The 23,652-nt window shown below is 61.2% G+C and carries 32 protein-coding genes; 13 read left to right on the top strand and 19 right to left on the bottom strand.

The window, feature by feature from the left end; genetic code table 11:
- The first annotated feature begins 170 nt into the window (after positions 1-170).
- The 5 genes from ACIGEK_RS01020 to ACIGEK_RS01000 all read left to right on the top strand — a co-directional run bounded on the left by ACIGEK_RS01020 (position 171) and on the right by ACIGEK_RS01000 (position 4,561).
- Entirely contained in the window at positions 171-1,814 is a 1,644-nt protein-coding gene (locus ACIGEK_RS01020) for a histidine kinase N-terminal 7TM domain-containing protein (protein WP_397491545.1), read from the top strand.
- A gap of 232 nt (positions 1,815-2,046) precedes the next feature.
- Complete coding sequence (locus ACIGEK_RS01015) at positions 2,047-3,054, top strand: class 1 fructose-bisphosphatase (RefSeq protein ID WP_339411685.1); 1,008 nt, start codon at positions 2,047-2,049, stop codon at positions 3,052-3,054.
- 3 nt (positions 3,055-3,057) lie between these two features.
- Complete coding sequence (locus tag ACIGEK_RS01010; protein ID WP_397491544.1) at positions 3,058-3,675, top strand: DUF924 family protein; 618 nt, start codon at positions 3,058-3,060, stop codon at positions 3,673-3,675.
- Between the two features lie 68 nt (positions 3,676-3,743).
- Positions 3,744-3,998: an outer membrane protein assembly factor BamE gene (gene bamE, locus ACIGEK_RS01005; RefSeq protein ID WP_397491543.1), complete on the top strand. Its 255-nt coding sequence runs from the start codon at positions 3,744-3,746 to the stop codon at positions 3,996-3,998.
- Positions 3,998-4,561, top strand: a complete 564-nt coding sequence (locus ACIGEK_RS01000; RefSeq protein ID WP_397491542.1) for a lipocalin family protein — start codon at positions 3,998-4,000, stop codon at positions 4,559-4,561. The genes bamE and ACIGEK_RS01000 overlap by 1 nt, the downstream gene beginning before the upstream one ends.
- A gap of 7 nt (positions 4,562-4,568) precedes the next feature.
- Here ACIGEK_RS01000 and ACIGEK_RS00995 read toward each other — a convergent pair whose 3' ends face one another.
- Positions 4,569-5,015: a DUF2141 domain-containing protein gene (locus ACIGEK_RS00995; protein ID WP_397491541.1), complete on the bottom strand. Its 447-nt coding sequence runs from the start codon at positions 5,013-5,015 to the stop codon at positions 4,569-4,571.
- Positions 5,016-5,235: 220 nt separating this feature from the next.
- Between ACIGEK_RS00995 and ACIGEK_RS00990 the strand changes: the two genes are divergently transcribed.
- Genes ACIGEK_RS00990 through ACIGEK_RS00975 form a run of 4 tightly spaced genes read left to right on the top strand, consistent with a single transcriptional unit; the run spans position 5,236 to position 8,549 of the window.
- Entirely contained in the window at positions 5,236-5,964 is a 729-nt protein-coding gene (locus ACIGEK_RS00990) for a dialkylrecorsinol condensing enzyme (protein WP_397491540.1), read from the top strand.
- A 19-nt stretch (positions 5,965-5,983) separates the two neighbouring features.
- Positions 5,984-7,150, top strand: a complete 1,167-nt coding sequence (locus ACIGEK_RS00985) for a beta-ketoacyl-ACP synthase III (RefSeq protein WP_397491539.1) — start codon at positions 5,984-5,986, stop codon at positions 7,148-7,150.
- Positions 7,147-7,554, top strand: coding sequence for a hypothetical protein (locus ACIGEK_RS00980; protein WP_397491538.1), 408 nt, complete (start codon positions 7,147-7,149; stop codon positions 7,552-7,554). The genes ACIGEK_RS00985 and ACIGEK_RS00980 overlap by 4 nt, the downstream gene beginning before the upstream one ends.
- On the top strand, positions 7,551-8,549 hold the full coding sequence (locus tag ACIGEK_RS00975; protein ID WP_397491537.1) for a BtrH N-terminal domain-containing protein: 999 nt from the start codon (positions 7,551-7,553) through the stop codon (positions 8,547-8,549). The genes ACIGEK_RS00980 and ACIGEK_RS00975 overlap by 4 nt, the downstream gene beginning before the upstream one ends.
- A 73-nt stretch (positions 8,550-8,622) precedes the next feature.
- On the opposite strand, the gene ACIGEK_RS00970 is transcribed toward ACIGEK_RS00975, so the two are convergent.
- The 6 genes from ACIGEK_RS00970 to ACIGEK_RS00945 are packed head-to-tail and all read right to left on the bottom strand — an operon-like array spanning position 8,623 to position 13,005.
- Positions 8,623-9,180 carry a hypothetical protein gene (locus tag ACIGEK_RS00970; RefSeq protein WP_397491536.1) on the bottom strand — a complete coding sequence of 186 codons (558 nt, stop codon included), beginning with the start codon at positions 9,178-9,180 and terminating at the stop codon, positions 8,623-8,625.
- Complete coding sequence (locus ACIGEK_RS00965; protein ID WP_397491535.1) at positions 9,171-10,295, bottom strand: beta-ketoacyl synthase N-terminal-like domain-containing protein; 1,125 nt, start codon at positions 10,293-10,295, stop codon at positions 9,171-9,173. Before ACIGEK_RS00965 ends, ACIGEK_RS00970 begins: the two co-directional genes overlap by 10 nt.
- Entirely contained in the window at positions 10,292-10,558 is a 267-nt protein-coding gene (locus ACIGEK_RS00960) for an acyl carrier protein (RefSeq protein ID WP_233685417.1), read from the bottom strand. Before ACIGEK_RS00960 ends, ACIGEK_RS00965 begins: the two co-directional genes overlap by 4 nt.
- Positions 10,540-11,724 carry an ABC transporter permease gene (locus tag ACIGEK_RS00955; RefSeq protein ID WP_397491534.1) on the bottom strand — a complete coding sequence of 395 codons (1,185 nt, stop codon included), beginning with the start codon at positions 11,722-11,724 and terminating at the stop codon, positions 10,540-10,542. Before ACIGEK_RS00955 ends, ACIGEK_RS00960 begins: the two co-directional genes overlap by 19 nt.
- Positions 11,721-12,605 (bottom strand): ABC transporter ATP-binding protein, encoded by an 885-nt coding sequence (locus ACIGEK_RS00950; RefSeq protein ID WP_397491533.1) that lies wholly within the window; start codon positions 12,603-12,605, stop codon positions 11,721-11,723. Before ACIGEK_RS00950 ends, ACIGEK_RS00955 begins: the two co-directional genes overlap by 4 nt.
- The gene (locus ACIGEK_RS00945) at positions 12,598-13,005 is read right to left on the bottom strand and encodes a beta-hydroxyacyl-ACP dehydratase (protein ID WP_397491532.1); all 408 of its coding nucleotides are present in this window, start codon (positions 13,003-13,005) and stop codon (positions 12,598-12,600) included. The genes ACIGEK_RS00950 and ACIGEK_RS00945 overlap by 8 nt, the downstream gene beginning before the upstream one ends.
- A 102-nt stretch (positions 13,006-13,107) precedes the next feature.
- Here ACIGEK_RS00945 and ACIGEK_RS00940 point away from each other — a divergent pair, with 102 nt between their 5' ends.
- Positions 13,108-13,662: a methyltransferase family protein gene (locus tag ACIGEK_RS00940; protein WP_397491531.1), complete on the top strand. Its 555-nt coding sequence runs from the start codon at positions 13,108-13,110 to the stop codon at positions 13,660-13,662.
- Between the two features lie 15 nt (positions 13,663-13,677).
- On the opposite strand, the gene ACIGEK_RS00935 is transcribed toward ACIGEK_RS00940, so the two are convergent.
- Positions 13,678-14,112: a hypothetical protein gene (locus ACIGEK_RS00935; protein ID WP_397491530.1), complete on the bottom strand. Its 435-nt coding sequence runs from the start codon at positions 14,110-14,112 to the stop codon at positions 13,678-13,680.
- Between the two features lie 123 nt (positions 14,113-14,235).
- On the opposite strand from ACIGEK_RS00935, the gene pip reads away from it, so the two are divergent.
- Together pip and dtd are read left to right on the top strand one after the other, a co-directional pair.
- Positions 14,236-15,207: a prolyl aminopeptidase gene (gene pip, locus ACIGEK_RS00930; protein WP_397491529.1), complete on the top strand. Its 972-nt coding sequence runs from the start codon at positions 14,236-14,238 to the stop codon at positions 15,205-15,207.
- The gene (gene dtd / locus ACIGEK_RS00925; RefSeq protein ID WP_397491528.1) at positions 15,204-15,641 is read left to right on the top strand and encodes a D-aminoacyl-tRNA deacylase; all 438 of its coding nucleotides are present in this window, start codon (positions 15,204-15,206) and stop codon (positions 15,639-15,641) included. Before pip ends, dtd begins: the two co-directional genes overlap by 4 nt.
- A 21-nt stretch (positions 15,642-15,662) precedes the next feature.
- On the opposite strand, the gene ACIGEK_RS00920 is transcribed toward dtd, so the two are convergent.
- Complete coding sequence (locus ACIGEK_RS00920) at positions 15,663-16,250, bottom strand: 2-hydroxychromene-2-carboxylate isomerase (protein WP_397491527.1); 588 nt, start codon at positions 16,248-16,250, stop codon at positions 15,663-15,665.
- Between the two features lie 47 nt (positions 16,251-16,297).
- Positions 16,298-17,026: an SDR family oxidoreductase gene (locus ACIGEK_RS00915; protein WP_397491526.1), complete on the bottom strand. Its 729-nt coding sequence runs from the start codon at positions 17,024-17,026 to the stop codon at positions 16,298-16,300.
- A gap of 100 nt (positions 17,027-17,126) precedes the next feature.
- Here ACIGEK_RS00915 and ACIGEK_RS00910 point away from each other — a divergent pair, with 100 nt between their 5' ends.
- Positions 17,127-17,630: a winged helix-turn-helix transcriptional regulator gene (locus tag ACIGEK_RS00910; protein ID WP_397491525.1), complete on the top strand. Its 504-nt coding sequence runs from the start codon at positions 17,127-17,129 to the stop codon at positions 17,628-17,630.
- Positions 17,631-17,709: 79 nt separating this feature from the next.
- Here ACIGEK_RS00910 and ACIGEK_RS00905 read toward each other — a convergent pair whose 3' ends face one another.
- The 9 genes from ACIGEK_RS00905 to ubiE all read right to left on the bottom strand — a co-directional run bounded on the left by ACIGEK_RS00905 (position 17,710) and on the right by ubiE (position 23,614).
- Positions 17,710-18,417, bottom strand: a complete 708-nt coding sequence (locus ACIGEK_RS00905) for a 16S rRNA (uracil(1498)-N(3))-methyltransferase (RefSeq protein ID WP_397491524.1) — start codon at positions 18,415-18,417, stop codon at positions 17,710-17,712.
- A complete protein-coding gene (gene tatC, locus ACIGEK_RS00900) occupies positions 18,414-19,217 on the bottom strand; it encodes a twin-arginine translocase subunit TatC (protein ID WP_397491523.1) in 804 nt (267 codons plus the stop codon). The genes ACIGEK_RS00905 and tatC overlap by 4 nt, the downstream gene beginning before the upstream one ends.
- Positions 19,214-19,570, bottom strand: a complete 357-nt coding sequence (tatB, locus tag ACIGEK_RS00895) for a Sec-independent protein translocase protein TatB (RefSeq protein ID WP_397491522.1) — start codon at positions 19,568-19,570, stop codon at positions 19,214-19,216. Before tatB ends, tatC begins: the two co-directional genes overlap by 4 nt.
- Positions 19,571-19,573: 3 nt before the next feature.
- Positions 19,574-19,804, bottom strand: coding sequence for a twin-arginine translocase TatA/TatE family subunit (gene tatA / locus ACIGEK_RS00890; RefSeq protein WP_339411722.1), 231 nt, complete (start codon positions 19,802-19,804; stop codon positions 19,574-19,576).
- 27 nt (positions 19,805-19,831) lie between these two features.
- Positions 19,832-20,164, bottom strand: coding sequence for a phosphoribosyl-ATP diphosphatase (locus ACIGEK_RS00885; RefSeq protein WP_304867976.1), 333 nt, complete (start codon positions 20,162-20,164; stop codon positions 19,832-19,834).
- Between the two features lie 7 nt (positions 20,165-20,171).
- Entirely contained in the window at positions 20,172-20,573 is a 402-nt protein-coding gene (hisI, locus tag ACIGEK_RS00880) for a phosphoribosyl-AMP cyclohydrolase (RefSeq protein ID WP_397491521.1), read from the bottom strand.
- A 67-nt stretch (positions 20,574-20,640) separates the two neighbouring features.
- Positions 20,641-22,230, bottom strand: coding sequence for a ubiquinone biosynthesis regulatory protein kinase UbiB (ubiB, locus tag ACIGEK_RS00875; protein ID WP_397491520.1), 1,590 nt, complete (start codon positions 22,228-22,230; stop codon positions 20,641-20,643).
- Positions 22,227-22,844: an SCP2 domain-containing protein gene (locus ACIGEK_RS00870; protein ID WP_397491519.1), complete on the bottom strand. Its 618-nt coding sequence runs from the start codon at positions 22,842-22,844 to the stop codon at positions 22,227-22,229. Before ACIGEK_RS00870 ends, ubiB begins: the two co-directional genes overlap by 4 nt.
- On the bottom strand, positions 22,844-23,614 hold the full coding sequence (gene ubiE, locus ACIGEK_RS00865) for a bifunctional demethylmenaquinone methyltransferase/2-methoxy-6-polyprenyl-1,4-benzoquinol methylase UbiE (protein WP_090254901.1): 771 nt from the start codon (positions 23,612-23,614) through the stop codon (positions 22,844-22,846). The genes ACIGEK_RS00870 and ubiE overlap by 1 nt, the downstream gene beginning before the upstream one ends.
- Positions 23,615-23,652 lie beyond the last annotated feature (38 nt).

Raw genomic sequence — 23,652 nt, 5'->3', positions numbered from 1 at the left:
AGCTGCCTAACGATTTTTGCAGTATGGTTGGCATCTTCAATTGATTGGCGTTTGAGGTCAGGAAGGCCCTTGCGTATTTCTACTGCGCCCCGTTTTTGGGCGGTTTTTGTGCGATTGCCCGGCCAGTTTGGCAAGCATCCACAGCCGTTTTCCTTGGCAGTGTCCTACCGATGAATGTCTGCGGTGATTCCGGCTGGGCGTTGAGTGCCCCGGTTATTTTGACCGGCCTGGTGTGTGTCGGCGTACTGTTGTTGGCCCGCTGGGTTACGCAGCAACGTTATTTCCCCGGGCGTGAGAGTTTTATCGTGCTGCACCTGGCGAGCCTCTGGTGGTTGATCGCCGCCAGCCTGGAAATGGCCACGCAAGGTGCGCAGTGCAAGGTGTTCTGGGCCACCATGGCTTGGCCAGGGATTCTTGTAGTACCGACTTTCTGGGCAATCTTCCTATGGCAATACGTCAATAGCGTGCGCCAACCGCTGCCACTGCGCAGTACCCTGGGGTTGGCCGTGGTGCCGGTGTTGATCTGGCTGATGGCCTTGAGCAACCCCTGGCATGGCTTATTTTACGGCGCGGGTACGGCGCCACTGAGCGCTGAGCCGGGCGCGCCAATTCGTTATCAGCACGGGCCGCTGTTCTACGCCGCCGCCGCTTACGTCTACCTGTTTATGACCTTCTGCATGGGCGTGGTGCTGCGTGCGGCAATCGTCAGTTATGGCGTGCATCGGCGACACTACCTGGCGTTTGTCTTCGTCACCGCAGTGCCCTGGATCGCCAATATCAGCTACGTGGTATTCGGCTGGATGCTGTTCGGCTTCGACCCTACCCCCTTCAGTTTTGCCTTTACCTTGGTGGCATTTGCCTGGCTGATCGTCGGTGTGCGCCTGTTCGACCTGCTGCCGGTAGCCCGCCATTTGTTGCTGGATGCGCTGCTCGACCCGGTATTGGTGGTCGATGCGCAGTTACGGGTGATCGAGGCGAACCCTGCCGCGCTGAAACTGGCCGGTCTGCGCAGTGGCTGGCAGGGCAGGCAGCTGGCAGACTGGCCGATCTTGGGTGCAGATTTGCAGCAGCTGTTGAGCCAGCAGGTACAGGGCGATCATGATCGCCTGCTGACCCTGGCCAATTCGGCGCGTTATTTTGAAGTGCGTATCCGCGCCATCGAGCGGGTAACCCATCGCGGCACCTTGGTGCTCGGGCAGATGCTCTACCTGCGTGATGTCACCCAGCGCCACCTCAGCGAATTGAAGCTGGCCGAAGCCCTGGCCCTGAGCGAGGAGCGCCTGCGTACCATCACCACTCTGCATGAGCAACTGCAGGAACAGGCGCTGTGTGACCCGCTGACTGGGCTGTACAACCGGCGTTATCTGGACGAATTCTTTTCTCGTGAATTGGCCTTGGCGCAGCGCGAACGTACGCCGATTTCCTTGGCGCTAATCGATCTGGATCATTTCAAACTGCTCAACGACGAGCATGGTCACCTCGAAGGTGACGACGTGCTTAAGGGCGTGGCTCAGCATCTGTTGGAGAATCTGCGCAGCTCGGATGCAGTATTCCGTATTGGCGGCGAAGAGTTCCTGTTGATCCTGCCACGCGCCGACGCCCATGAGGCGCGCGCGCGGATGGAAACCATCTGTCGCGATTTGGCCGCGCACCCGCTACCGACCCGTGGCGGCGCGCGATATGTGACCCTGTCTGCTGGCCTGGCATTGTGGCCTGAGCAGGGGCTGGTGCTTGATGAGCTGCTACAAGTGGCTGATGCTGCGCTCTATAAGGCCAAGCATGCCGGGCGTAACAGGGTCTGCAGCCTGGCCTGATGGCCCAGCAAAGGCTGCTGCGCGTTGGTCCTGCTGCGTTAGAAACAGGCTCGGGTGCGAGCCCAGTCCGCTTCCTTACCTGTTTCTGCCTTGCATGCCGCTAGCTCGCGATCCTTTGGGTGGGTTTTGATCGGTTGTGTATTTTCCCGTAAGGCCCTTCTATCCAGTGCTAAGGCGCTTTCCCCGCTAAAGGGGTAAACTGCGCGCGATTTCATTCCCTCCGGAGCCATCCATGTCCCGCGTTACCCTCAGCCGCTACCTGATCGAGCAGACTCGTTGCAACAACACCCCGGCCGATCTGCGTTTCCTTATTGAAGTGGTCGCTCGGGCCTGCAAGGAAATCAGTCATCAGGTATCCAAGGGCGCGCTGGGCGGCGTATTGGGCAGCATGGGCACCGAGAACGTGCAGGGCGAGGTGCAGAAGAAGCTCGACGTGATTTCCAACGAAATTCTGCTGGAAGCCAACGAATGGGGCGGTCACCTGGCTGGTATGGCGTCCGAAGAAATGGACAATGCCTACCAGATTCCCGGCAAGTACCCGAAAGGTGCCTACCTGTTGGTATTTGACCCACTGGATGGCTCCAGCAATATCGATGTCAACGTTTCGGTTGGCACCATCTTCTCGGTGCTGCGTTGCCCGGATCGCAATGGCGATGAAGGCGATCTGGGTGAGGACGCTTTCCTGCAGCCAGGTACCGAGCAGGTGGCTGCCGGCTACGCGATCTACGGCCCACAAACCATGCTGATGCTGACCCTGGGTGATGGCGTCAAAGGCTTCACCCTGGACCGCGAGCTGGGCAGCTTCGTGCTGACTCACGACAACATCAAAGTGCCGGAATCGACCAAAGAATTCGCCATTAACATGTCCAATCAGCGCCACTGGGAAGCACCGGTGCAGCGTTATGTCAGCGAGTTGCTGGCTGGCGAGGAAGGACCGCTGGGCAAGAACTACAACATGCGCTGGGTGGCTGCGATGGTTGCTGACGTGCATCGCATCCTGACCCGTGGCGGCGTGTTTATGTACCCGCGCGACAGCCGCGAGCCAGAAAAGCCGGGCAAGCTTCGCCTGATGTACGAGGCCAACCCAATGTCGATGATCATCGAACAGGCCGGCGGTGTGGCCACCAACGGTACCCAGCGCATTCTCGATATTCAGCCGACCTCCCTGCACCAGCGCGTCGCCGTCTTCCTCGGTTCCAAGGAAGAAGTGCTGCGCATCAGCGCCTATCACCGCGAGTAACCGATGAACGCGCCCTGGCAGCCGTTACTCGATTGGTGGTTTGGTGCGGCCGGCTGCGGCACTGGCGTGACGGCTGCCGAGGTGGCTGCCAGTCGTACCGCGCTGTGGTTCGGCAAGCAGGACAGCCAGGATGAGCAGGCGCGCGAGCAGTTTGGCGCGCTGGTCGAGCAAGCCCTGGCTGGTCAGTTACATGACTGGCAAGGCGAGCCTGAAGGCTGGCTGGCGACGCTGCTATTACTCGATCAGCTGCCACGGATGATCTTTCGCGATACCCCACGCGCTTTTGCTGGTGATCTGCTGGCTCGACCCTTGGCCCTGCATGGGCTGGCTCAGGGCTGGGATCAGCAGCTGCCGCCAATCCAGCGCGTATTTACCTATCTGGTGTTGGAGCACGCCGAAGATCTGGCGCTACAGGATCAGGCCGTGCAGCTGTTTCAGGTGTTGCGCGAGCAGGCCATAGTCGCCGAACGCGACCTGTTTGCCGGCTATCTGGATTATGCCGTGCGCCATCAGCAGGTAATCGCGCGCTTTGGCCGCTTTTCCCATCGCAATCAGATACTCGGGCGCGTTTCCAGCGCTGAGGAATCTGCCTTTCTGCTGGAACCTGGCTCGCGCTTCTAGCATCCAAGCAGGCAAGCTCGGTATTGCTATGCCAAGCTGGTCTTGGTTCTTTCCTCAGGAGTTTCCCCATGTCTCTGCGTGTCGTCGCATTACTCGCTGGTTGCCTGCTGCTGGCTGCCTGCAACAAGGTCAATCAGGATAATTACGCCCAGCTCAAGCCGGGTATGGCTAAGGATGAGGTAGAGAGCCTGCTAGGCAAGCCAGGCGAGTGCGCCGGCGCGCTGGGCATGTCCAGCTGTACCTGGGGCGATGAGCAGCGCTTTATCAGCGTTCAATACGCCGGTGACAAGGTCATGATGTTTTCCGGCAAGGGTTTGAAGTGATGCGCCTGCTGGCGGCGTTGGCCGCAGCGGCGCTGCTGGTGGGCTGCGCCAACTCCGGCACGGGCGTGGTGCCGCCGAGGACTGTCGAACAGGTCGATCTAACGCGTTATCAAGGCCTCTGGTACGAGCAGGCACGTTTGCCGATGTTCTTTCAGCGCAATTGCGCGCAGTCCGAGGCGCTTTATGAGCTGCAGGAAGGCGGCACTATCGGCGTGACCAATCGCTGCCGCACATACGATGGCGATATGCAGCAGGTACAGGGTCAGGCGGTGGCGCAGGTGCCGGGCAAGATCAATAAACTCTGGGTGCGTTTCGATAACTGGGCCAGCAGCCTGCTGCCAGGGCTGACCAAGGGCGAATACTGGGTGCTGTATCTGGATGATGGCTACCAGGCCGCGCTGGTTGGGCATCCCAATCGCAAGTACCTCTGGTTGCTGACACGTGATCAGGATGCCAGCGCGAAATACCTTGCGACGCTACTTGAGGAAGCGCGCAGCCGTGGTTATGACACCCGTGAGCTGATCTGGCGCCGCACGGCTGCTGAGATGGCTCTGCAGCGCTAGCTGCGGCTTATTTTTTGGCTTTCGGGCTCTGCAGGCGGATGTGCAGTTGAGTGTCCGCCGTACTGTGCTCGAATTGACTGTCACGCGGTGCGGGCTTGCCATTGAGCAGTTGCGGGTTGGCGGAAAAGCCCACCGGCTCAAGCGGGATGCCGCGTCGGCCCTGATCAAGCTGGCCATTGCCATTGCTGTCTTGGTACAGCTGAATGGCATAGCGTCCGGGCGCTAGATCGATCAGGCGCAGCTGGCCATCGTCACTCTGTTGCTGGCGCAGTGGTTGTTCGGGCCAGCGCTTCAGCTCGCCGCTCACCAGTGCCGCATGCACGGTTCCTGCGGCTTGTATGCCGTCTATTGTGACCAGGATGTCACCGGCCTGGGCCGATGAGCCGACCAGTAGCAGCAAAAGGCCAGTCTGATAGCCGGCCTTCTTTACGGTTTGAAGAATTCTCTGTGGCATAATCCGGGCATTTCGCAGGAAGTGGCTGGCGATGCGTCAGGTCTTGATCGTTCATTTTTCGCAAACTGGCCAGCTAGACAGGTTGGCGCAGTCGGTATGCGAGCCTTTACAGCAATGCAGCGATATTCAGTTGGATTTTCTTCAACTGCAGCCTGCGCAACCTTACCCGTTTCCCTGGCCTTTTCTCGGTTTTTTCCGGATTTTTCCTGAAACCGTATTGATGCGCCCGCAGCCGCTGCTGCCGTTGGCGGTGGATGCGAGCAAGCGCTATGACTTGGTGATTCTGGCGTATCAGGTGTGGTTCCTCTCGCCATCGCAGCCAATGACTGCTTTCCTAGCCTCCCCAGAGGCGGCGCAGCTGCTCAAGGGCACGCCGGTGCTTACGCTGATTGGCTGCCGCAATATGTGGCTGATGGCCCAGGAAAAGGTCAAGAAGCGGCTCACTGAACTGGGCGCGCGGCTGGTGGACAATATCGCCCTGACCGACGCCTGCGGTACTGCGGCGAGCTTTCTGGCGACGCCTTTGTGGCTATTTACCGGGCGGCAGAAGCCCTATGGATGGGTGCCGCGCGCAGGTATCGCCGAGGTGGAAATCGTTGCGGCCAGTCGTTTCGGCACCGCTATAGCGCAGCGGTTGACTGCAGATGATCAGCCGATTGAGCAACCGATGTTGACTGGTCTTGGTGCAGTGCGAATTGATGAAAAGCTGATCGCCAGCGAGAAAGTCGGCAACCGCAGCTTCCAGTTATGGAGCCGCTTGCTGGCTGCTTTAGGCCCGCAGCAGAGCCGTCGGCGTGGCGCAGGGCTGGTGGTGTATATCGTGTTTCTGTTGTGCCTGATCGTCACCGTGGTGCCGCTCAGTGCCTTGCTTAAAAAGCTGTTGGCGCCGCTATTAAAACAACGCACCCAGCGTGAGAAGGCTTACTTTGCCGGCCCGTCTGGCGAGTGAAGTGACCCGAGGAAGTCCCGTGGTACAACCTGTATTTATTAACCGAATCAGTGCCTTCCTGCCCCATGCTCCGGTCGACAACGAGCAGATGGAGGCGCGCCTGGGCCTGGTCGGCGGTAAACCGTCGCGTGCGCGCAAGCTGATCCTGCGCAGCAATGGCATTCAGCAGCGTCACTATGTGATCGACCCGCAGACCGGCGCGCCGAGCATGAACAATGCCCAGGTCAGCGCGGCAGCGATACGCGGTCTATTGGGCGGTGATTTCCAACTGGAGGATCTCGATTGTCTGGTGGCTAGCAGCGCCTCGCCGGATCAGGTCATGCCTGGCCATGCGGTGATGGTGCAGGGCGAGCTGGGCAATCCGCCGTGCGAAGTGGTTTCTACCGCGGGTATCTGTATGTGCGGTATGACCGCGTTGAAATACGCCTGGATGAGCGTGGCCAGTGGCGAAAGCCGCAACGCCGTGGCCTGTGGCTCGGAAGTGGCCTCGACCTTGATGCAGGCGAGCAACTTCAACGCCGAGTACGAGAGCCGCCTCGACGAGCTGGAAACCCACCCTGAAATTGCCTTCGAGAAGGATTTTCTGCGCTGGATGCTCTCCGATGGTGCCGGTGCCGTGCTGCTGCAAGGCCAGCCGAATCGCACGGGCTTGAGCCTGCGTATCGACTGGATCGACATTTTTTCCTTCGCCGACCAGATGCCGCCGTGCATGTACGCCGGGGCGGAAATGGTCGATGGCCAGCTGCAGGGCTGGAGCCGTTATGAAGGTGCCGAGCGCAACCGCCGCTCGCTGATGGCGATCAAGCAGGACGTCAAACTGCTCAACGACAACATCGTCAAATACACCGTCGAAGAAACCCTCAAACGCATCATGGCGCGGCGCGAGCTGCATGCCGATGCGATCGATTATTTCCTCCCGCACTATTCCTCCGAGTTCTTCCGCGAGCGGCTGTCCGTAGGCCTGGTCAATGCGGGCCTGGCGATTCCGCAGGAACGCTGGTTTACCAACCTGACCAGCAAGGGTAATACCGGCGCCGCGTCGATCTTTATCATGTTGGATGAGTTGTTCAATGCCGGTAGCCTGCGCAGCGGCCAGCGCTTGCTTTGCTATGTGCCGGAAAGTGGGCGTTTCTCTAGCGCCTTTATGCATCTGACAGTGGTTGGCCAGGACGGTGACAACACATGAAGCTCAATGAGGTTCCCCAGGATCACAGCTCCACTTACGGCGGCCACTGCAAGTTGGTTTATGCCGTGGATGCCAGTGGCCATTACCAGGGCGCGCAGAGTGATGGCTGGGAGCCGGAAGCCTTTGCTACCCAGCTCGCCGTAGCTGAACTGCAGGAGCAGGAAGCCGAGGCCGAAGCGGGCTGGCAGCGTGGTGAGCTGTCGCCGCTGAAGTGCCTGATGTACCGCTATCGCCTGGATGAGCCGGCGTTGGCGCAGATTACCGGGCTGTGGCAATGGCGTATTCGCCGGCATTTTCGCCCGGCTATTTACCAGAAATTGTCGGCGGCCATTCTGGCGCGTTACGCGGAGGCGTTCGACCTGCCCGTTGAGCAATTGATCTCTTATCAGAAGGGCATGGCATGAGCAGTTTTCAGCATCAACAGAGCGCCCACTGCGAAAGCGGGGTGATGGCCAGTCTGTTGACCCATGCAGGCTTGCCGATGAGCGAGCCGATGGCCTTCGGCCTGGCGTCGGGCCTGGCATTTGCCTACCTGCCGATCGTCAAACTCAGCGGTATGCCGCTGATTGCCTACCGCATGCCGCCCAAGCACCTGATCAAGACCCTCAGCAAGCGCCTCGGCGCGCGCCTGCATACACGCACCTTCGGTAACCCCGAGCAAGGCCGTCGCGAGCTGGATACGGCCTTGGACAGCGGCCGCTTGGCCGGGCTGCAGAGTTCGGTGTTCTGGTTGCCGTACTTCCCGCCGGAGATGCGCTTTCACTTCAATGCGCACAACCTGCTGGCCTATGGTCGCGAGGGTAATGAGTACCTGATCAGCGATCCGGTGTTTGAAGAGCCGGTGCGCTGCGCCGTCGAAGACTTGCAGAAGGCGCGCTTCGCCAAAGGTGCACTGGCCGCCAAGGGCCTGATGTACTGGCTAGATGATGTGCCGCTGGAGCAGGACTGGAACAAGCTGATCCGCCAGAGTGTGCTCTCTACCACGCGTATCCTCGACGGCATGCCACTGCCGTGGATCGGTATTCGCGGCATTCAGCATTTGGCCAAGCAGATCGACAAGCTCGATCCGGCGCAGAGCAAATACAACCGCCTGTACCTGACCCATATCGTGCGCATGCAGGAAGAAATAGGCACCGGCGGCGCGGGTTTCCGCTTTATGTATGCGAGCTTTCTGCAGGAGGCCGGCGAGAAGCTTGGCGACAGCACCCTGCAGGAAGCCTCGGCGCAGCTGACCGCCATCGGCGACAATTGGCGCCAGTTTGCCTCGGCCTGCGTGCGCGCCAGCCGCAACAAAGGCGAGACGCCGAACTTCGCGCCCATCGCCGACAGCCTGCGCAGCATCGCTTTGCAAGAGCGCGGCTTGATGAAAGAACTGGCGGCCTGGAGCAAGCGCAAGTAGCGGCGTAGGGTGGATCGCGCTTTATCGATCCACCGATCAACGCCCCCGGTGGATGAAAACAGTGTCATCCACCCTACAGCTTGATTCGCTGTACCTCGGCGCCTGCGCTCAGTTCGCTAAAGCTGTTGGCATAGGCGCCGGTTATCGCGCCCTCCAACAGCAGCGCTTGCACACAGAAATCTCCGCGCTCATCGCAAACCAGCAATAGCGCCTGCTCAATCAGGCCATCCTGCAAATCCAGATTGGCCATGGCCTGCAACTGCGCCCAGGTTCGCTCCCCTGCGCCGATAAACAGATTCGGCCCGTCGATACCCAGTTGCTGGGCGATATGAAAGCCGGCGGCGTTGCTTACGCTGTTCACGAACTCGAAGGGCTTGGGCTGTTTGTGCTGCACGCACACCGCCTCCAGCAGCGCGCCCATGGTGGCGCGGGCCGGATGCGCCGAGGCCAGGTACAGGCCGCAGTTGTTGCGTACCTGGCTTTTCAGCGGTGCGGCGGCCAGCAGGCATTGCAGAATGAGCCGGTCGATACGCCTTGGCGGGCTGTCCAGCCACTGGCCCAGGGCCGCTTTCAGCTCTTTATCGCTGGTGGCGGCCAGGCCGTGGATCTCGCTGGCGGCAATCACTGGCATGTTGTTTCTCCCGCCGTGCAGCCTTGCAGAACCAGGCTGGCGTTATTGCCGCCAAAGCCAAAAAAGTTGGCCAGCAGCAGGCTGTCGGCCGTCAGGCTCTGCGCTTCTGCACTAAAGGGCAGCAGGGCTTCGCCGGCGTAGCTAACGCCGGGTAGCGGCCCCAGTTGCAGGGCCTTGAGCAATAGCAGGCTTTCGCTCAGGCCACAGGCGCCCAGGGTATGCCCGAGCCAGGGTTTGAGCAGGCTCAGGGCCGGCATGCGCTCGCCGTACAGCAGACGCATGCCGTTGCTTTCGGCTTCATCGTTGGCGCTGGTGGCGGTGCCGTGCAGTTTCACCAGGTCGATCTGCGCAGCCGCGCAGCCGGCGCTATTTAGCGCCTGTTGCATCACCCAGTGGATGTGACTGCCATCCTCGCGGGTGGTAGTCAGGCTGCTGGTGTCGCAGGCGCTAAAGCCGCCGAGCAGGCGGCCCAATGGCGCGTCACCTGGCTCACGGGTGAGCAGGGTGGCAGCATAGGCCTCACCGAGGATCAGGCCGTCGCGTTCGGGGTGAAAGGGGCGGTACTCGCCGCTGGGGCTGGTCAGCATCAGTGCACCGAAACCCTGCATGGCGATAGCGCTGGGCGTTTCGAAGCTCAGCACTAGGGTGCGGGCGTACTGGCCGGCGTTGATAAGCCGGGCGCCATAGAGCAGGCCGTTGGCGGCACTGGTGCAGGCGGTGTTCAAGGTAAACGCGGCGGCAAAGCCCCAGCGTTGGCGCAGCTGATTGGCAAGCAGGTCGAGGGACGTCGAGTCGTCCGGGCGAAAGCCCTGCTGTCGACGGGTTATGGCCTCCAGCTCGCTGATATCCAGGCTGGTGCTGGCGATGATCAGCAGGCAGTCGTCGAGTGACTGGAGGTTAGAGCCGAGGTTTTCGCCCAGCAGGCGATCCAGGCGCTCACTCAGGTTTTCGCCGGTTTTTGCGGCATATAGATAATTGCGCGGTTCATGCACTTCATGCAGCACAAAGGCTTCGCCCTTAGGCGGTTGGGCGCTTTGCAGGGTCTGGGCGGCACTCAGCAGGTCATCACCCAGAGCGCAGTGTAGGGCAGCGCGTTGCAGGTACACCGGGGTCACTGCTGCTGCCTGATATAGGCGGCAATGCTGGCGATGCTGCCAAGGATGCGTCGACCATCCTTGGCACCTTCAATGCGTACGCCGTAGTGCTGTTGCAGCGCCAGGGAGACTTGCAGGGCGTCGAGGCTGTCCATGGCGATGCGGCTTTTCGCGCCGAACAATGGTTCGTCGTCGCTGATGCTCTGCCAGTCGATATCGTCTTCCTTGTCGCACTCGCGGATCAGCAGTTGTTTGAGTTGTTGTTCTAGTAGTGAGTGGTCCATTGCGTGCGCTGTACTCGTCGGGTGAACAGAAGCAGCCCGGCCATACTACACAGCACTGCAAACAGCAGCAGGCGCGCGCAGTAGGGGGCGATGTCGGCCAGTGAGCCATGGCCCACCAGCAGGGTGAGAAAGGCGTCCAGCGCCCAGCTCATTGGGGATATTTCCGCCAGTTGGGCCATGGCCGCCGGCATTACGCTTTTCGGCACCATGATTCCGCCAATCGCGGCCAGCAGGATGTTGATGCCGCCGCCAAGGAGCAGCGCCTGTTCACTGCTACGCGCCAGGGCGGCCAGCAACAGGCCGAGGCTGCAGGTGGCCAGGGCGATACTCAGCGCGAGCAGCGGATAGGCCGCGGCGCTACCGGGCAAACTCAGGGCGGGTAGACCAAGCAGCGGCAGGCCATAGACGCCGATACCCAGCAGCAGAATGAACTGCAGCAGGTTGATCGCCAGGTACGGCAGCAGCTTGCTCAGCACCAGGGTGCCGAGGTTCAGGCCCAGACAGCGCAGGCGCAGCAAGGTGCCGCTCTGCTGCTCACGCTGGAAGCCACCGGCCATGGGTAGCACGACGAAGAACATGCCGAAGATCAGCCAGGCCGGCACGCTCAGTTGGGTGGCATTGGCGCGGCCGCTCAGGTCGCCGCTGGCCAGTTGTTCCTGCTCGTCAATCTGGCTCTGGGTGCGTTGTTGCACCAGCTGCAGGCGCGCGGCACGGCTTAACTCGGCATCGACCACGCCGCTGTCTTCCAGGTAGGCCAGCAGTCGGCTTTGCGCCAGGGCAATGCTCACGGCGCTGTGCAGACGCTGGCGCGACAGCTTGTCGAACTGCGCCGGGAAGCTCAGGCTCGGGCCCTGATGTGGGCTGTCCAGCAGGGTATCGGCGAAGTCTGCGGGCAGCTGCACGCGGGCCAGGCTTTCGCTGCTGTCGTCCAACAGTTGGCTGTCGGGCAGTTGCGCCTGCAGGGCGTCGCGGAAGAACTGGCTGGCGTCGCCCTGTGGTGCGTCGATAAGCAGGCGTAGCGCAGGTGGCTTGTCCTGCATATAGCTGGACATGGCCCCGGCCATCAGTAGCAGAAACAGCGTCGGCATAATAAACAGCACGGCCAACGCATGCGGGTCGCGCAGCAGCAGCAGCACTTCTTTGCGCACAAGCGCCCAGAGCCTCATAGCCGACCCCCGTTCAGGCGCAGGTAGAACTGCTCGAGGGACGGGCGGCCGAAGCGCAGCAGGTTGGGCAGGCCATCCTGCGCAGCAACAAATTCGGTGATCGCCAGCAGCTGTTGGCCATTCAGGGATGCGATACGTAGGCCCTTGGGTAGCACTTCGGCCGTCAGTTGCAGGCTCGCGAGCAGTTCGTTAAGGCCTGTCGGTATGGCGTCCGGCCATTCCAGCAGCAGGCCGTGGTCGTCACCGAGCAACTGACGTTTGTTCAGATCCAGGCGTACCTGACCTTCGTGCAGCAGCAGAATGCGCTGGGCGACCCGCTCGACTTCTTCCAGATAGTGGCTGGTGTAGATCACCGCCTTACCATCGACTGTCAGCTGCTCCACGGCAGCCAGCAGCTGTTGGCGACTCGCGGCGTCGACGCCCACGGTAGCTTCATCGAATAAATAGAGATCAGCGGGTTGCAGCAGGCCGATAGCGAAGTTCAAGCGCCGTTGTTCGCCGCCGGAGAGTTGCTCGCTGCGCCGCGTCAGCTTGTCTCCCAAGGCGCAGATATCGATGCACTGCTGCAGGCGCTGACGGCGTTCGGCGCCGCGCAAGCGATACAGGTCGGCAAATAATTCGAGGTTCTCGCCCACCTTGAGCCCGGCATAGAAGGCCAGCTGCTGCGGTACCAGGCCGAGCCTTGGCTGGCCTTCCCAGTGCAGCTCACCCTGTTGCAGCGTGAGCACGCCACTGAGTAGCGATAGCAGGGTGGTCTTGCCGGCGCCGTTACTGCCGAGTAGGCCGAGGCATTCGCCGGCCTGTAGCTGCAGGTCGATACCCTGCAGCGCGGCGCGGCTTGCGCCTGGGTAGCTGTGCGTGACGTGGCGAAGTTCAAGCATGGATCAACACCAGCAGCAGTTTGCCGTCGAGCAGTAGCTGCTCGTCATTGTGGATGCTGAAGGCATACAGCGCGCCGGCCGGGCTTAGCGCCTCTTGCTGGGCGCTGACCTGCAATGCGCCGCTGCGCTGCGTCGGTTCATGGTGTAGCTGCAGTTGCGAGAGCTTGCCGACCAGGGCCATTTCAATGGCACTGGCATCGCCGTATAAGGCACCATGCGCGGCGCACAACTGAGCGGCTGCTTCGAACAGCAGGCAGGGTGAGGCATTGGCCCCAAAGGTCTCGAGAAAGCGCCAGGCACTCAGACCCTGGATACTCAGGCTGTCATGCGCCAACAGGGCATCCAGCCAGAGGGCTGGGCCTTGGTGGGGCAGCAGGCTGTGCAGTTGAGTGCGATCCATTGCAGGCGGCCGAGGCAAAGAGGCCGGCAGTGTAACAGAGGGGCTGCAGGTCACGCAGCGCCTGGCCTTGACGGGCTAACGGACAGAGTAGGAGACGGCTTTATGGTGTGGTTGCAGGGGTTGGCTTTTGCGCTGGGTACACTGCTGCTGCTGGCGCTGTCCTGGCGGGTACTGCTACGGCCGCAGTCTCACGGCTTTTACCGGTTCTTCGCCTGGGAGGCGATTCTGGTTTTGCTGGTGCTGAACGGGCCGGTCTGGTTTGTCGACCGCTTTGCCCTGCATCAGCGTCTGTCCTGGGCGCTGCTGTTTGCATCCTTGCTGCTGCTGTTTGCCGGCCTCTATCAGCTGCGACGTATGGGTCGCCCCGACGGGCAGCGTACGGATGCCGAGCTGTTCGCCTTCGAACGCACCTCGCAACTGGTAACCAGCGGCATCTTTCGCCTGATCCGCCATCCGCTGTACGCCTCGCTGCTATTGCTGGCTTGGGGCGTGGCCTGCAAGCAACCCAATGGCTTGAGTCTGGCGCTGGCGCTGCTGGCCAGCCTGACACTCTGGCTGACCGCCAAGCGCGACGAAGCCGAGTGTCTGCAGCAGTTTGGCGAGGCGTATCGCGACTATATGCAGCGCAGCAAGATGTTTATCCCCTGGCTGTTTTAATCAGTAGCTGGGCCGTCATTGCCACTTCAGGCGCGCCAGCTTCCATTCATCACCCTCCAGCCACCACTCCATTTCCACAAGGAAATGACGGGCGCTATCCGGGATCAGGCTTTCGGCGCCGACCAAGGCAACCTGGGCCTCGGTAAAGCCTTTCTCGCGATAGGTTTCGTGGACGTAGCTGGCTTTGCTCAGGGCCAGCACTTCGACGTTCTTGTGGCGCATAAACAGCAGCAACATGGTGCGCTGCGCCCACTCACGGTCGAACTCGCCCTGGGCCGAGAACTGCGGGTGCAGCTGGTCGAGTACCGCGCTGGTGTTCTTCGCTTCCAGGTTGTCCTGCAGTTGTTGCACGGCTGCTTCCAGCGCTGCCTGCGGATCGTCCTTGGCGCCGCAACCTGTGAGTAGGGTGCAAAACATTAGGAAAGCTAAGGCAAATATCCGTGTTGGCATGCTGAACTCCTTTTTCATGGTTATGATGCCCGGCAGAGCGTCAAGCGGTTGCGTCTGCAGTTGTCCTGCGCAAGGCTGTCAACGTTACGCCACGCATTATTCAGGTCAAGTCAGGAGCATGCTATGCAGACCTTGTATCCGGAGATTAAACCCTACGCCCGTCATGAGCTGGCGGTGCAGGCGCCGCACGTGCTGTATGTCGACGAAAGCGGTTCGCCGGATGGCTTGCCTGTGGTGTTCATCCATGGCGGGCCGGGTGCCGGGTGCGACGCTGCTAGCCGGCGCTATTTCGACCCCAACCTGTATCGCATTATCACTTTCGATCAGCGTGGTTGCGGCCGTTCCACCCCGCACGCGAGCCTGGAAAACAACACCACTCAGGCGCTGATCGCCGATATGGAGCAGATCCGCGAGCACCTCGGCATCGATAAGTGGGTGCTGTTCGGCGGCTCCTGGGGTTCGACCTTGGCGCTGGCCTACGCCCAGACCCATCCGCAGCGTGTGCATGGCCTCATCTTGCGCGGCATCTTTCTTTGCCGCCCGCAGGAGATCAGCTGGTTCTATCAGGCCGGCGCCAGTCGTATGTTCCCCGATTATTGGGAAGATTACCTAGCGCCCATACCGGCGAATGAGCAGGATAATTTGGTACAGGCCTTCTACAAACGCCTGACTGGGCCCGACCAGATCGCCCAGATGCATGCAGCCAAGGCCTGGTCGACCTGGGAAGGCCGCACCGCCACCCTGCGCCCTAATCCGCAGGTGGTCGACCGTTTCAGTGACGCCCACCGCGCGCTGTCGATTGCCCGTATCGAATGCCATTACTTCGTCAACAATGCCTTCCTCGAACCCGATCAGCTGCTGCGTGATATGCCGAAGATCGCCCATCTGCCGGGGGTTATCGTGCACGGCCGTTATGACGTGATCTGCCCTCTGGACAACGCTTGGGCACTGCACCAGGCCTGGCCGAACAGTGAGCTGCAGATCATTCGCGATGCCGGCCATTCGGCAGCGGAAACCGGGATTACCGATGCGCTGGTGCGCGCCGCTGATGAGTTGGCGCATCGCTTGCTCAACCTGGCGCCGGACGAAGCATGAAGGCACTGATTCAGCGGGTGCGTGGCGCCCGAGTAGAAGTAGACGGCGAAGTGGTCGGTGCGATTGATCAGGGCCTGCTGACGCTGGTCGGTGTTGAGCCGCAGGACACTCCGGCCAGCGTCGAGAAAATCCTGCACAAACTGCTCAATTACCGCGTTTTCAGCGATACGGCCGGCAAAATGAACCTGTCGCTCAGTGATAGTGGTGGCGGCCTGCTGCTGGTCTCGCAATTCACCCTGGCCGCCGATACCAAGAGCGGTCTACGCCCAAGTTTCTCCAGTGCTGCGCCGCCGGCGCTGGGGGCTGAACTGTTCGACCTGCTAGTAGCCCAGGCCCGAGCCAAACACCCGCAGGTCGCCACCGGCCAGTTCGGTGCCGACATGCAGGTGCATCTGGTCAATGACGGGCCGGTGACCTTTCTGCTGGAGAGCTAGCAGGCCGCTGAATACGACCTGCTAGCGCGCTAGGGCTTCGGCGACGAAGTCCAGGCGATCCTGACCGAAGTGCATCTCGCTGCCAATAAAGAAGGTCGGCGCGCCAAATACGCCGCGTTTGATCGCCTCTTCGGTGGTGGCCTTGAGCCGTTCCTTGACTGCTTCGTCGCTGACCAGGCGCTCGAACTCGGCGGGCTCGAAGCCTGCTGCGCTCAGCACTTCGGCGACTACTTCGGGCTTGCCGAGGTCTTTCTGTTGCATCCACAGCGCTTCGAAGATGGTTTTTAGATAGTGCTCGAAGCGCTCGCTGCCCTGGTAACCGGCTGCGCCGCGCATCAGCGTCAGGGTGTTGATCGGGAAACTCGGACTAAAGGCCATCGGCACACCGTAGTGACTGGCGAAACGCGCCAGGTCCTTGAGCATCCAGGCGCCCTTGCTCGGAATCATGACCGGCGACTGGTTACCGGTGGCCTTGAATACGCCGCCAAGCAGCATCGGTCGCCAGACGATCTGCGCGCCGGCCTTGTCGGCAATACGCGGCAACTGAGTCCAGGCTAGGTAGCTGGCTGGGCTACCGAAATCAAAAAAGAACTCTAGGGTTTTGCTCATTGCATGCTCCTTCGGGAGGTCTTGTTGTTGGGCGAGCGCAGCTGCGGCTAGAACGTCTCAGACCAGGGCCGCAGATCCAGCTCATGCACCCAACAATCGCGCGGTTGGCAATGGATTTGCCAGTAGGTCTCGGCGATATGCTCAGGATTGAGAATGCCATCCTGTTCCTTGAGCTGATAGAGCTGAGGAAAGGTGTCGCGGATAAACGCGGTATCGATAGCGCCGTCGATGATCGGGTGGGCGACATGGATGCCCTGGGGGCCGAGTTCGCGGGCCATGCTTTGGGCCAGGGCGCGTAGGGCGAACTTGGCGCTGGCAAACGCGGAGAAATTCGCTCGGCCGCGCAAGGAGGCGGTGGCACCGGTAAAGATAATCGTGCCTTGGCCGCGCGGCAGCATCACCTTGGCGGCTTCACGACCGGTGAGGAAGCCAGCCAGGGCGGCCATTTCCCAGACTTTGCGATACACCCGCTCAGTGGTTTCAGTGATGGAGAACTGCACATTGGCGCCGATGTTGAACACCACGGCATGCAGCGGGCCGACTTCGCGTTCGATGGTGGTAAACAGCTCGATCACCTGCCCTTCGACTCGCGCATCGCAGCCAAAGGCGCGGGCAGTACCACCGGCTGCTTCGATATCCGCCACCAGCGTACCGAGCTTGTCGGCATTGCGCCGTGCCACGCAGGCGACATAGCCCTCGCGGGCGAAGCGTTTGGCGATGGCGCCGCCGGTGGCATCACCAGCGCCTACTACCAGAATTGCCTTGCGTTCGGTCATTACAATCTCCAACAGTTCTATTTTGGAACCTGGCCTGATAGTCGGTTCCATTTTGGAACCTGTCAAGCTATGGTGAGCCATCGCTGTTGGAGACTGGTTTATGCGTTGGGAAGAACTTGAGCAACAACCCTGCTCCCTGGCCCGCACCCTGTCGGTGGTGGGTAACCGTTGGACGCTGCTGGTGCTGCGCGAAAGTTTTCTTGGTATCCGCCGTTTCGACGAGTTCGAGAAACGCCTGGGGATTACCCGCCACGTGCTGGCCGAACGCCTGAAAAAGCTGGTGGAGGCTGGTGTGCTGGACAAGGTGGCCTATCAGCAGCGGCCCTTGCGTGAGGAATATTGCCTGAGCGCCAAGGGCCGTGATCTGTACCCGGCCATCATGGCGCTGGTGCATTGGGGCGACCAGCATATGAGCGGCGCGGAAGGCGCACCGATTCGGCATATTCATAGGGGCTGCGGGCAGCCGATGCATGGCGTGCTGGTGTGCTCGGATTGCGGTGAGCCGCTGGTGCCGAGGGATGTGCAGCTGGAGGAAGCGCTTGCGCTCAAGGGCCAGCTACTGCCGGCGCATTGGCACGTTCTTGAGGCTGGAGAGAACCTGTAGGAGCCCGCCATGCGTGCGAGCGATTTCCCCGATACCACCACTCGCGGGCATGGCCCGCTCCTACGGAGTCGGTGTTCGCTTAGAACAGTCGCGCCAGCAAGGCGGTAACCGCCGTCTCGACTCGTAGAATCCGCGCGCCCAGTTGCACCGGCTGCAGGCCAGCTTCCTGCAGCTTGTCCACTTCATAGGGAATCCAGCCGCCTTCCGGCCCGATGGCCAATGTGACGGCCTGTTCGACGGCACGTGGGCAGGCCGGGTAGTCGCCAGGATGGCCGACCAGGCCCATGGTGCCGGCGGCGATGCTGGGCAGCTGGTCTTCGACAAAGGGCTTGAAGCGTTTCTCGATAATGACTTCCGGCAATACGGTATCGCGGGCCTGTTCCAGGCCGAGGATCAGCTGTTCGCGAATCGCCGCCGGTTCGAGGAAGGGCGTCTGCCAGAAGCTTTTCTCTACCCGGTAGCTGTTCAGTAGAATCAGCCGAGGTACGCCCATGCTGCTGACGGTTTGCAGCACGCGCCGCAGCATCTTCGGCCGGGGCAAGGCGAGCAGCAGGGTCAGTGGCAGTTTTTCAGGCGGCGCTTGGTCGAGTTGCACGGCAAGCTCGGCCTGCTCGGCATCCAGGCGCAGTAACTGGCCGCTGCCCATTGCGCCATTCAGCCGGCCAACGCGCAGGCTGTCGCCAGCTTCGGCGCGGTGCACTTCATGCAGATGCTTGAGGCGGCGGCCGCTTAGCAGCACGCGGTCAGCGGCGATAAAGTCGCCGTCTTCGAGGAGCAGCAGATTCACGGTTGTGCGGCGGGCGGCTGATCGTTGGAGGCGCTGTCGCTGTCGGCTTCAGCCGCTGCTTCCTCATCGGCGCGGCGCTTGACCAGGCTGCCGCACAGCAGACCGGCTTCAAACAGCAGCCACATGGGCAATGCCAGCAGGGTCTGCGAGAACACATCCGGCGGGGTCAACACCATGCCGACGACAAAGCAGCCCACAACTACATAGGGTCGGCTTTTACGCAGGGTGGCGACATCAACAACACCGATCCAGATCAGCAGAAAGGTGGCAATCGGGATCTCGAACGCTACGCCGAAGGCAAAGAACAGGGTCAGGACGAAATCTAGGTACTGACCGATATCGGTCATCATCTCCACGCCTTCCGGGGTCACGCTGGCGAAGAAGCCGAACATGATCGGGAATACCACGAAGTAGGCGAAGGCCATGCCCGCGTAGAACAGCAGAATGCTGGAGATCAGCAGCGGTACGGCGATGCGCTTCTCGTGCTTGTACAGCCCCGGTGCGATAAAGCCCCAGATCTGATGCAGGATGATCGGAATCGCCAGAAACAGCGCGACCATCAGCGTCAGCTTGAACGGCGTTAGAAACGGCGAGGCCACCCCAGTGGCGATCATGGTCGCGCCTTCCGGTAGGTAGGCGCGCAACGGCGCGGCGACCAGCGCGTAGATGTCCTGGGAGAAATAGAACAGCCCGGCAAACATCGCGAAGACCGCCGCCACAATACGTAGCAGGCGTGTGCGCAGTTCGGTCAGGTGGGAGACCAGGGGCATTTCCTGATCGCTGTCCGGTCGTTGGCTCATGGCTGCGGGCTTTTATCCTGGCGGGTGCTGCTATCAGTGGTGGTAGCCGACTCTGCTGCGGGGGGCGCGGCAGGGCTGGGTTCAGTGAGGGTGCTGAGCGGTGCGTTGAGGTTTTGCTTCATCGCGTTCATTTCCCGCTCAAGCTCGAGGATCTGCTCGTTATGCAGCTGACGGCGAATTTCATCCGCGCCAATCTCACGCTCAACCTCAGCCTTGATCGCACTGAAGCTGCGCTTGATCCGACCGATCCACAAACCGGCTGTGCGTACCGCACCGGGCAGGCGATCAGGCCCTAGGACTACCAGGGCTACCACGGCGATCAGCAGCAACTCGGTAAAGCCGATATCGAACATGGCTTAGTCTTTTTTCGCCGGTTCTTCGACCTTGCGCGCTTGGGCATCGATGGTCTGGCCCTTGGGCTCTTCCACGGCCGGCTTTTCTTCTTCGCTGCCCATGGATTTTTTGAAGCCCTTGATCGCATCACCGAGATCGGAGCCCAGGCCTTTAAGGCGCTTGGTGCCGAACAGCATGACCACGATCAACAGGATGATCACCAGTTGCCAGATGCTAATGCCACCGAATCCCATAACGCGTACTCCGTAGTAAGAGGTTGATCAGTTTTGCGGGCGCGAGGCTTTTTCCGCATGCCCGGACAAGCCGAAACGCCGGTCCAGTTCGTCCAGTACCGCCTGAGGATGCTGGCCAAGAGCGGCGAGCATGACCAGGCTGTGGAACCACAGGTCGGCGGTTTCATAAATTACATCGCTGCAGTCACCGCTGACGGCAGCGTCCTTGGCGGCGAGGATGGTTTCCACCGACTCTTCACCGACCTTTTCCAGAATCTTGTTCAGGCCCTTGTGGTACAGGCTGGCGACATACGAACTGTCAGCTGCCGCGCCTTTGCGCGACTCCAGCACGTCGGCCAGGCGGCTGAGGGTGTCGGTCATGGCCGTGTCACTCATGGTTGTGTCCTGCGGCATAGATGGCGTGCGGGTCTTTTAGCACCGCGTCGACGGTTTTCCACTCGGCGTTGTCGTACACCCGGTAGAAGCAGCTTTCGCGGCCGGTGTGGCAGGCGATGCCGCCCAGTTGCTCGACCATCAGGATGATCACGTCAGCATCGCAGTCCAGACGCAGTTCGTGCAGCTTTTGCACATGGCCGGATTCCTCGCCCTTGCGCCACAGCTTGCCACGCGAGCGTGACCAGTAGATGGCGCGCTGCTCGGTGGCGGTCAGGGCCAGGGCTTCACGGTTCATCCAGGCCATCATCAACACGCGGCCGGTCTTGTGGTCCTGGGCGATGGCCGGCACCAGGCCGTCCGCGTTCCAGTTGATTTCGTCGAGCCAGTCAGTCATTGCAAGTTCCGCCCATTTCGGGCTGTCTGATTCAGAAAGCTAGTGTGCCAGTGCGCACCCGGTGTGGCTATCGGCGCAGTACCAGATAGAGGCCGCCGGCGAGCATCAGCCAGCTCGGCCAGGCCACCAGGCTCAGCAGCAGGCCCTGGCTGGCGGCACCGCCGATCAGTGCTGCGCCGAGCAAACGAACCGGCCATTGGCGGCTCGGTGCAGGCTGTTGCTGGCGGTTGGCCGGTTGCTGGTTGAGACGCTCCAGGGTTTCACGGGCAATCTGCGACAGGTGCGGGACTTGCTCGGCCTGCAGTTGCAGGTTGCGTAGCAGCTGCAGCGGGCTGATGCGCTCACGCATCCAGCGCTCGAGAAACGGCTGGGCGGTGCTCCACAGGTCCAGGTCGGGGTAGAGCTGACGGCCCAGGCCTTCGATATTCAGCAGGGTTTTTTGCAGCAGCACCAGCTGCGGCTGCACTTCCATATTGAAGCGTCGCGCGGTTTGGAACAGGCGCAGCAGCACCTGGCCAAAGGAGATGTCCTTCAGCGGCTTCTCGAAAATCGGCTCGCACACCGTGCGGATCGCCGCCTCGAAATCATTGATCTTGGTTTCTGCCGGCACCCAGCCAGAGTCAATATGCAACTGCGCCACACGACGGTAATCGCGCTTGAAGAAGGCAATCAGGTTGCGCGCCAGGTAGTCCTGATCTTCAGCGGTGAGGCTGCCGATGATGCCGCAGTCGATCGCGATGTATTGCGGGTTCCACGGTGTGCGCGTGCTGACGAAGATGTTGCCGGGGTGCATGTCGGCATGGAAGAAACTGTCGCGGAATACCTGGGTGAAGAAAATCTCCACGCCGCGTTCGGCCAGCAGTTTCATATCGGTGCGCTGATCGGCCAGGGTTTCCAGGTCGGTGACCTGAATACCGTAGATGCGCTCCATCACCAGCACTTTCGGCCGGCAATAGTCCCAGTACACCTGCGGCACATAGAGCAGCGGCGAGCCTTCAAAGTTGCGCCGCAGCTGGCTGGCGTTGGCAGCCTCGCGCAGCAGGTCGAGTTCGTCGTAGATGGTCTTTTCGTAGTCGCTGACCACTTCCACCGGACGCAGGCGGCGCGCATCGGCGGATGATTTCTCGGCTATTTTGGCCAGTAGAAATAGCCAGGCAATATCCTGCTCGATCACCGGTTTCAGGCCGGGGCGGATGACTTTAACCACCACATCTTCGCCGCTTTTCAGCTGAGCGGCATGCACCTGAGCGACGGACGCCGAAGCCAGTGGCTGCGCATCGAAGCGGGCAAACACTTCGCTGACCTTGGCCCCTAGCTGGGATTCGATCAACGCCTGCGATTGCGCGGGGTCGAAGGGCGGCACCTGGTCTTGCAACTTGGCCAGCTCATCGGCGATATCGGTTGGCAACAGGTCGCGGCGGGTGGAAAGCAGTTGGCCGAACTTGATAAAGATCGGCCCCAGTTCCTCCAGCGCCAGGCGCAGGCGTGCACCGCGCGACAGCAACAGGTCGCGGCGTGGCAGCCAGCGCCAGGGCAACACATAGCGCAGCACGCGAGCCCATAAGGGCAGCGGCAGGGCAAATAACAGGTCGTCCAGCTGGTAGCGGATGACTACGCGCTGGATACGTAACAGGCGACGAACGGCAAGCAGCTTCATGCGATGGGCTTATGGCGTTGGGCGAAGCGCTCGATGCGCGCGTCGAGTCGGTCGAGGGACAGCTTAAGGTGGTCCAGTTCGGCGAAGCGCGCATCGGCTTCGCGCTGGCCGACCAGGCTGCGGGATTCTTCGCTGAGGTAATCGGCCAGGTTCAAGCGCAAGCTGTCGAGGGTCTGGCTGGTCCAGCTGACGCGGCTGCGCAAATGGCCGCCGAGCAACTGGCTACCGACCGGGCCGAGCCAGCGCGACAGTTCGTACTCCCAGTCCAGTTCAAGGTCCTGAAGGATTCCGGCCAGCTCCAGCAGGGCGGCGCTGTCGCCATCCAGACTGACGTCCGGGCTATGCAGGATGCTGGTCTTGTCCTTACTGGTGGCCAAGCGCAGCAGGCTGGCGGCGGGTGCACGCAGGTGGCAGTCCGCTTCGCCTGCCCACTGCGCGGCCAATTGCAGACCGCTGGCGCTGGGCAATATAAACAGCTGCAGATTGGGTGCGGCGCATTCGACGGCAATCACCCGGCCGCTCAAGCGCGCCAAGCGTGGCAGCGCGGTGCTGTCCATGGCCAAGACGCGATTGAGGCCGAGTTCGACCCCGGCCAGTAGCCCGGTGAGGATCATCAGGGCTTGATGCCGCGGTGCAAGGCGACGATGCCGCCGGTCATGTTGTGGAAGGTCACACGCTCGAAGCCGGCTTCAACCATCATCGCCTTGAGGGTGTCCTGATCCGGGTGCATACGGATCGACTCGGCCAGGTAGCGGTAGCTCTCGGCGTCGTTGGTGATCAGCTTGCCGGCCAGCGGCATGAACTTGAACGAGTAAGCGTCGTAGAACTTCGACAGCAACGGGCTGGACGGTTTGGAGAACTCCAATATCAGCAGGCGGCCGCCGGGCTTGAGAACGCGTAGCATCGAACGGATGGCGTCTTCCTTATGCGTCACGTTGCGCAGACCGAAGGCGATGGTGACCACATCGAAATGGTTGTCCGGGAATGGCAGCTTTTCCGCATCGGCCTGAACGAAGCTGACGTTGCCGGCCACGCCCTTGTCGAGCAGGCGATCACGGCCGACGCGCAGCATCGATTCGTTGATGTCGGCCAGCACCACTTCGCCGGTCGGGCCGACCAGGCTGGAGAACTTGCGGGTCAGGTCGCCCGTGCCGCCGGCGATATCCAGCACCCGGTTACCGCTGCGCACGCCAGACAGTTCGATGGTGAAGCGCTTCCACAGGCGGTGCATACCGCCGGACAGCACGTCGTTCATCAGGTCGTACTTGGCCGCCACGGAGTGGAACACTTCGGCGACTTTCTCCGCCTTCTGGCTTTCCGGCACGCTCTGGAAACCAAAGTGCGTGGTGGGTTCGCTGTCGCTGCTCTTGCGCGGATCGTTCATCGTGGCCTTTCCTAAAACACAGAGGCTGCATCTAAAGT

Origin of the sequence: Pseudomonas sp. NPDC079086 (assembly GCF_044542155.1) — a bacterium.
Classification (GTDB): domain Bacteria; phylum Pseudomonadota; class Gammaproteobacteria; order Pseudomonadales; family Pseudomonadaceae; genus Aquipseudomonas.
Note: the sequence above shows the minus strand (reverse complement) of the source record. Positions and strands in the feature narration are given on the sequence as shown.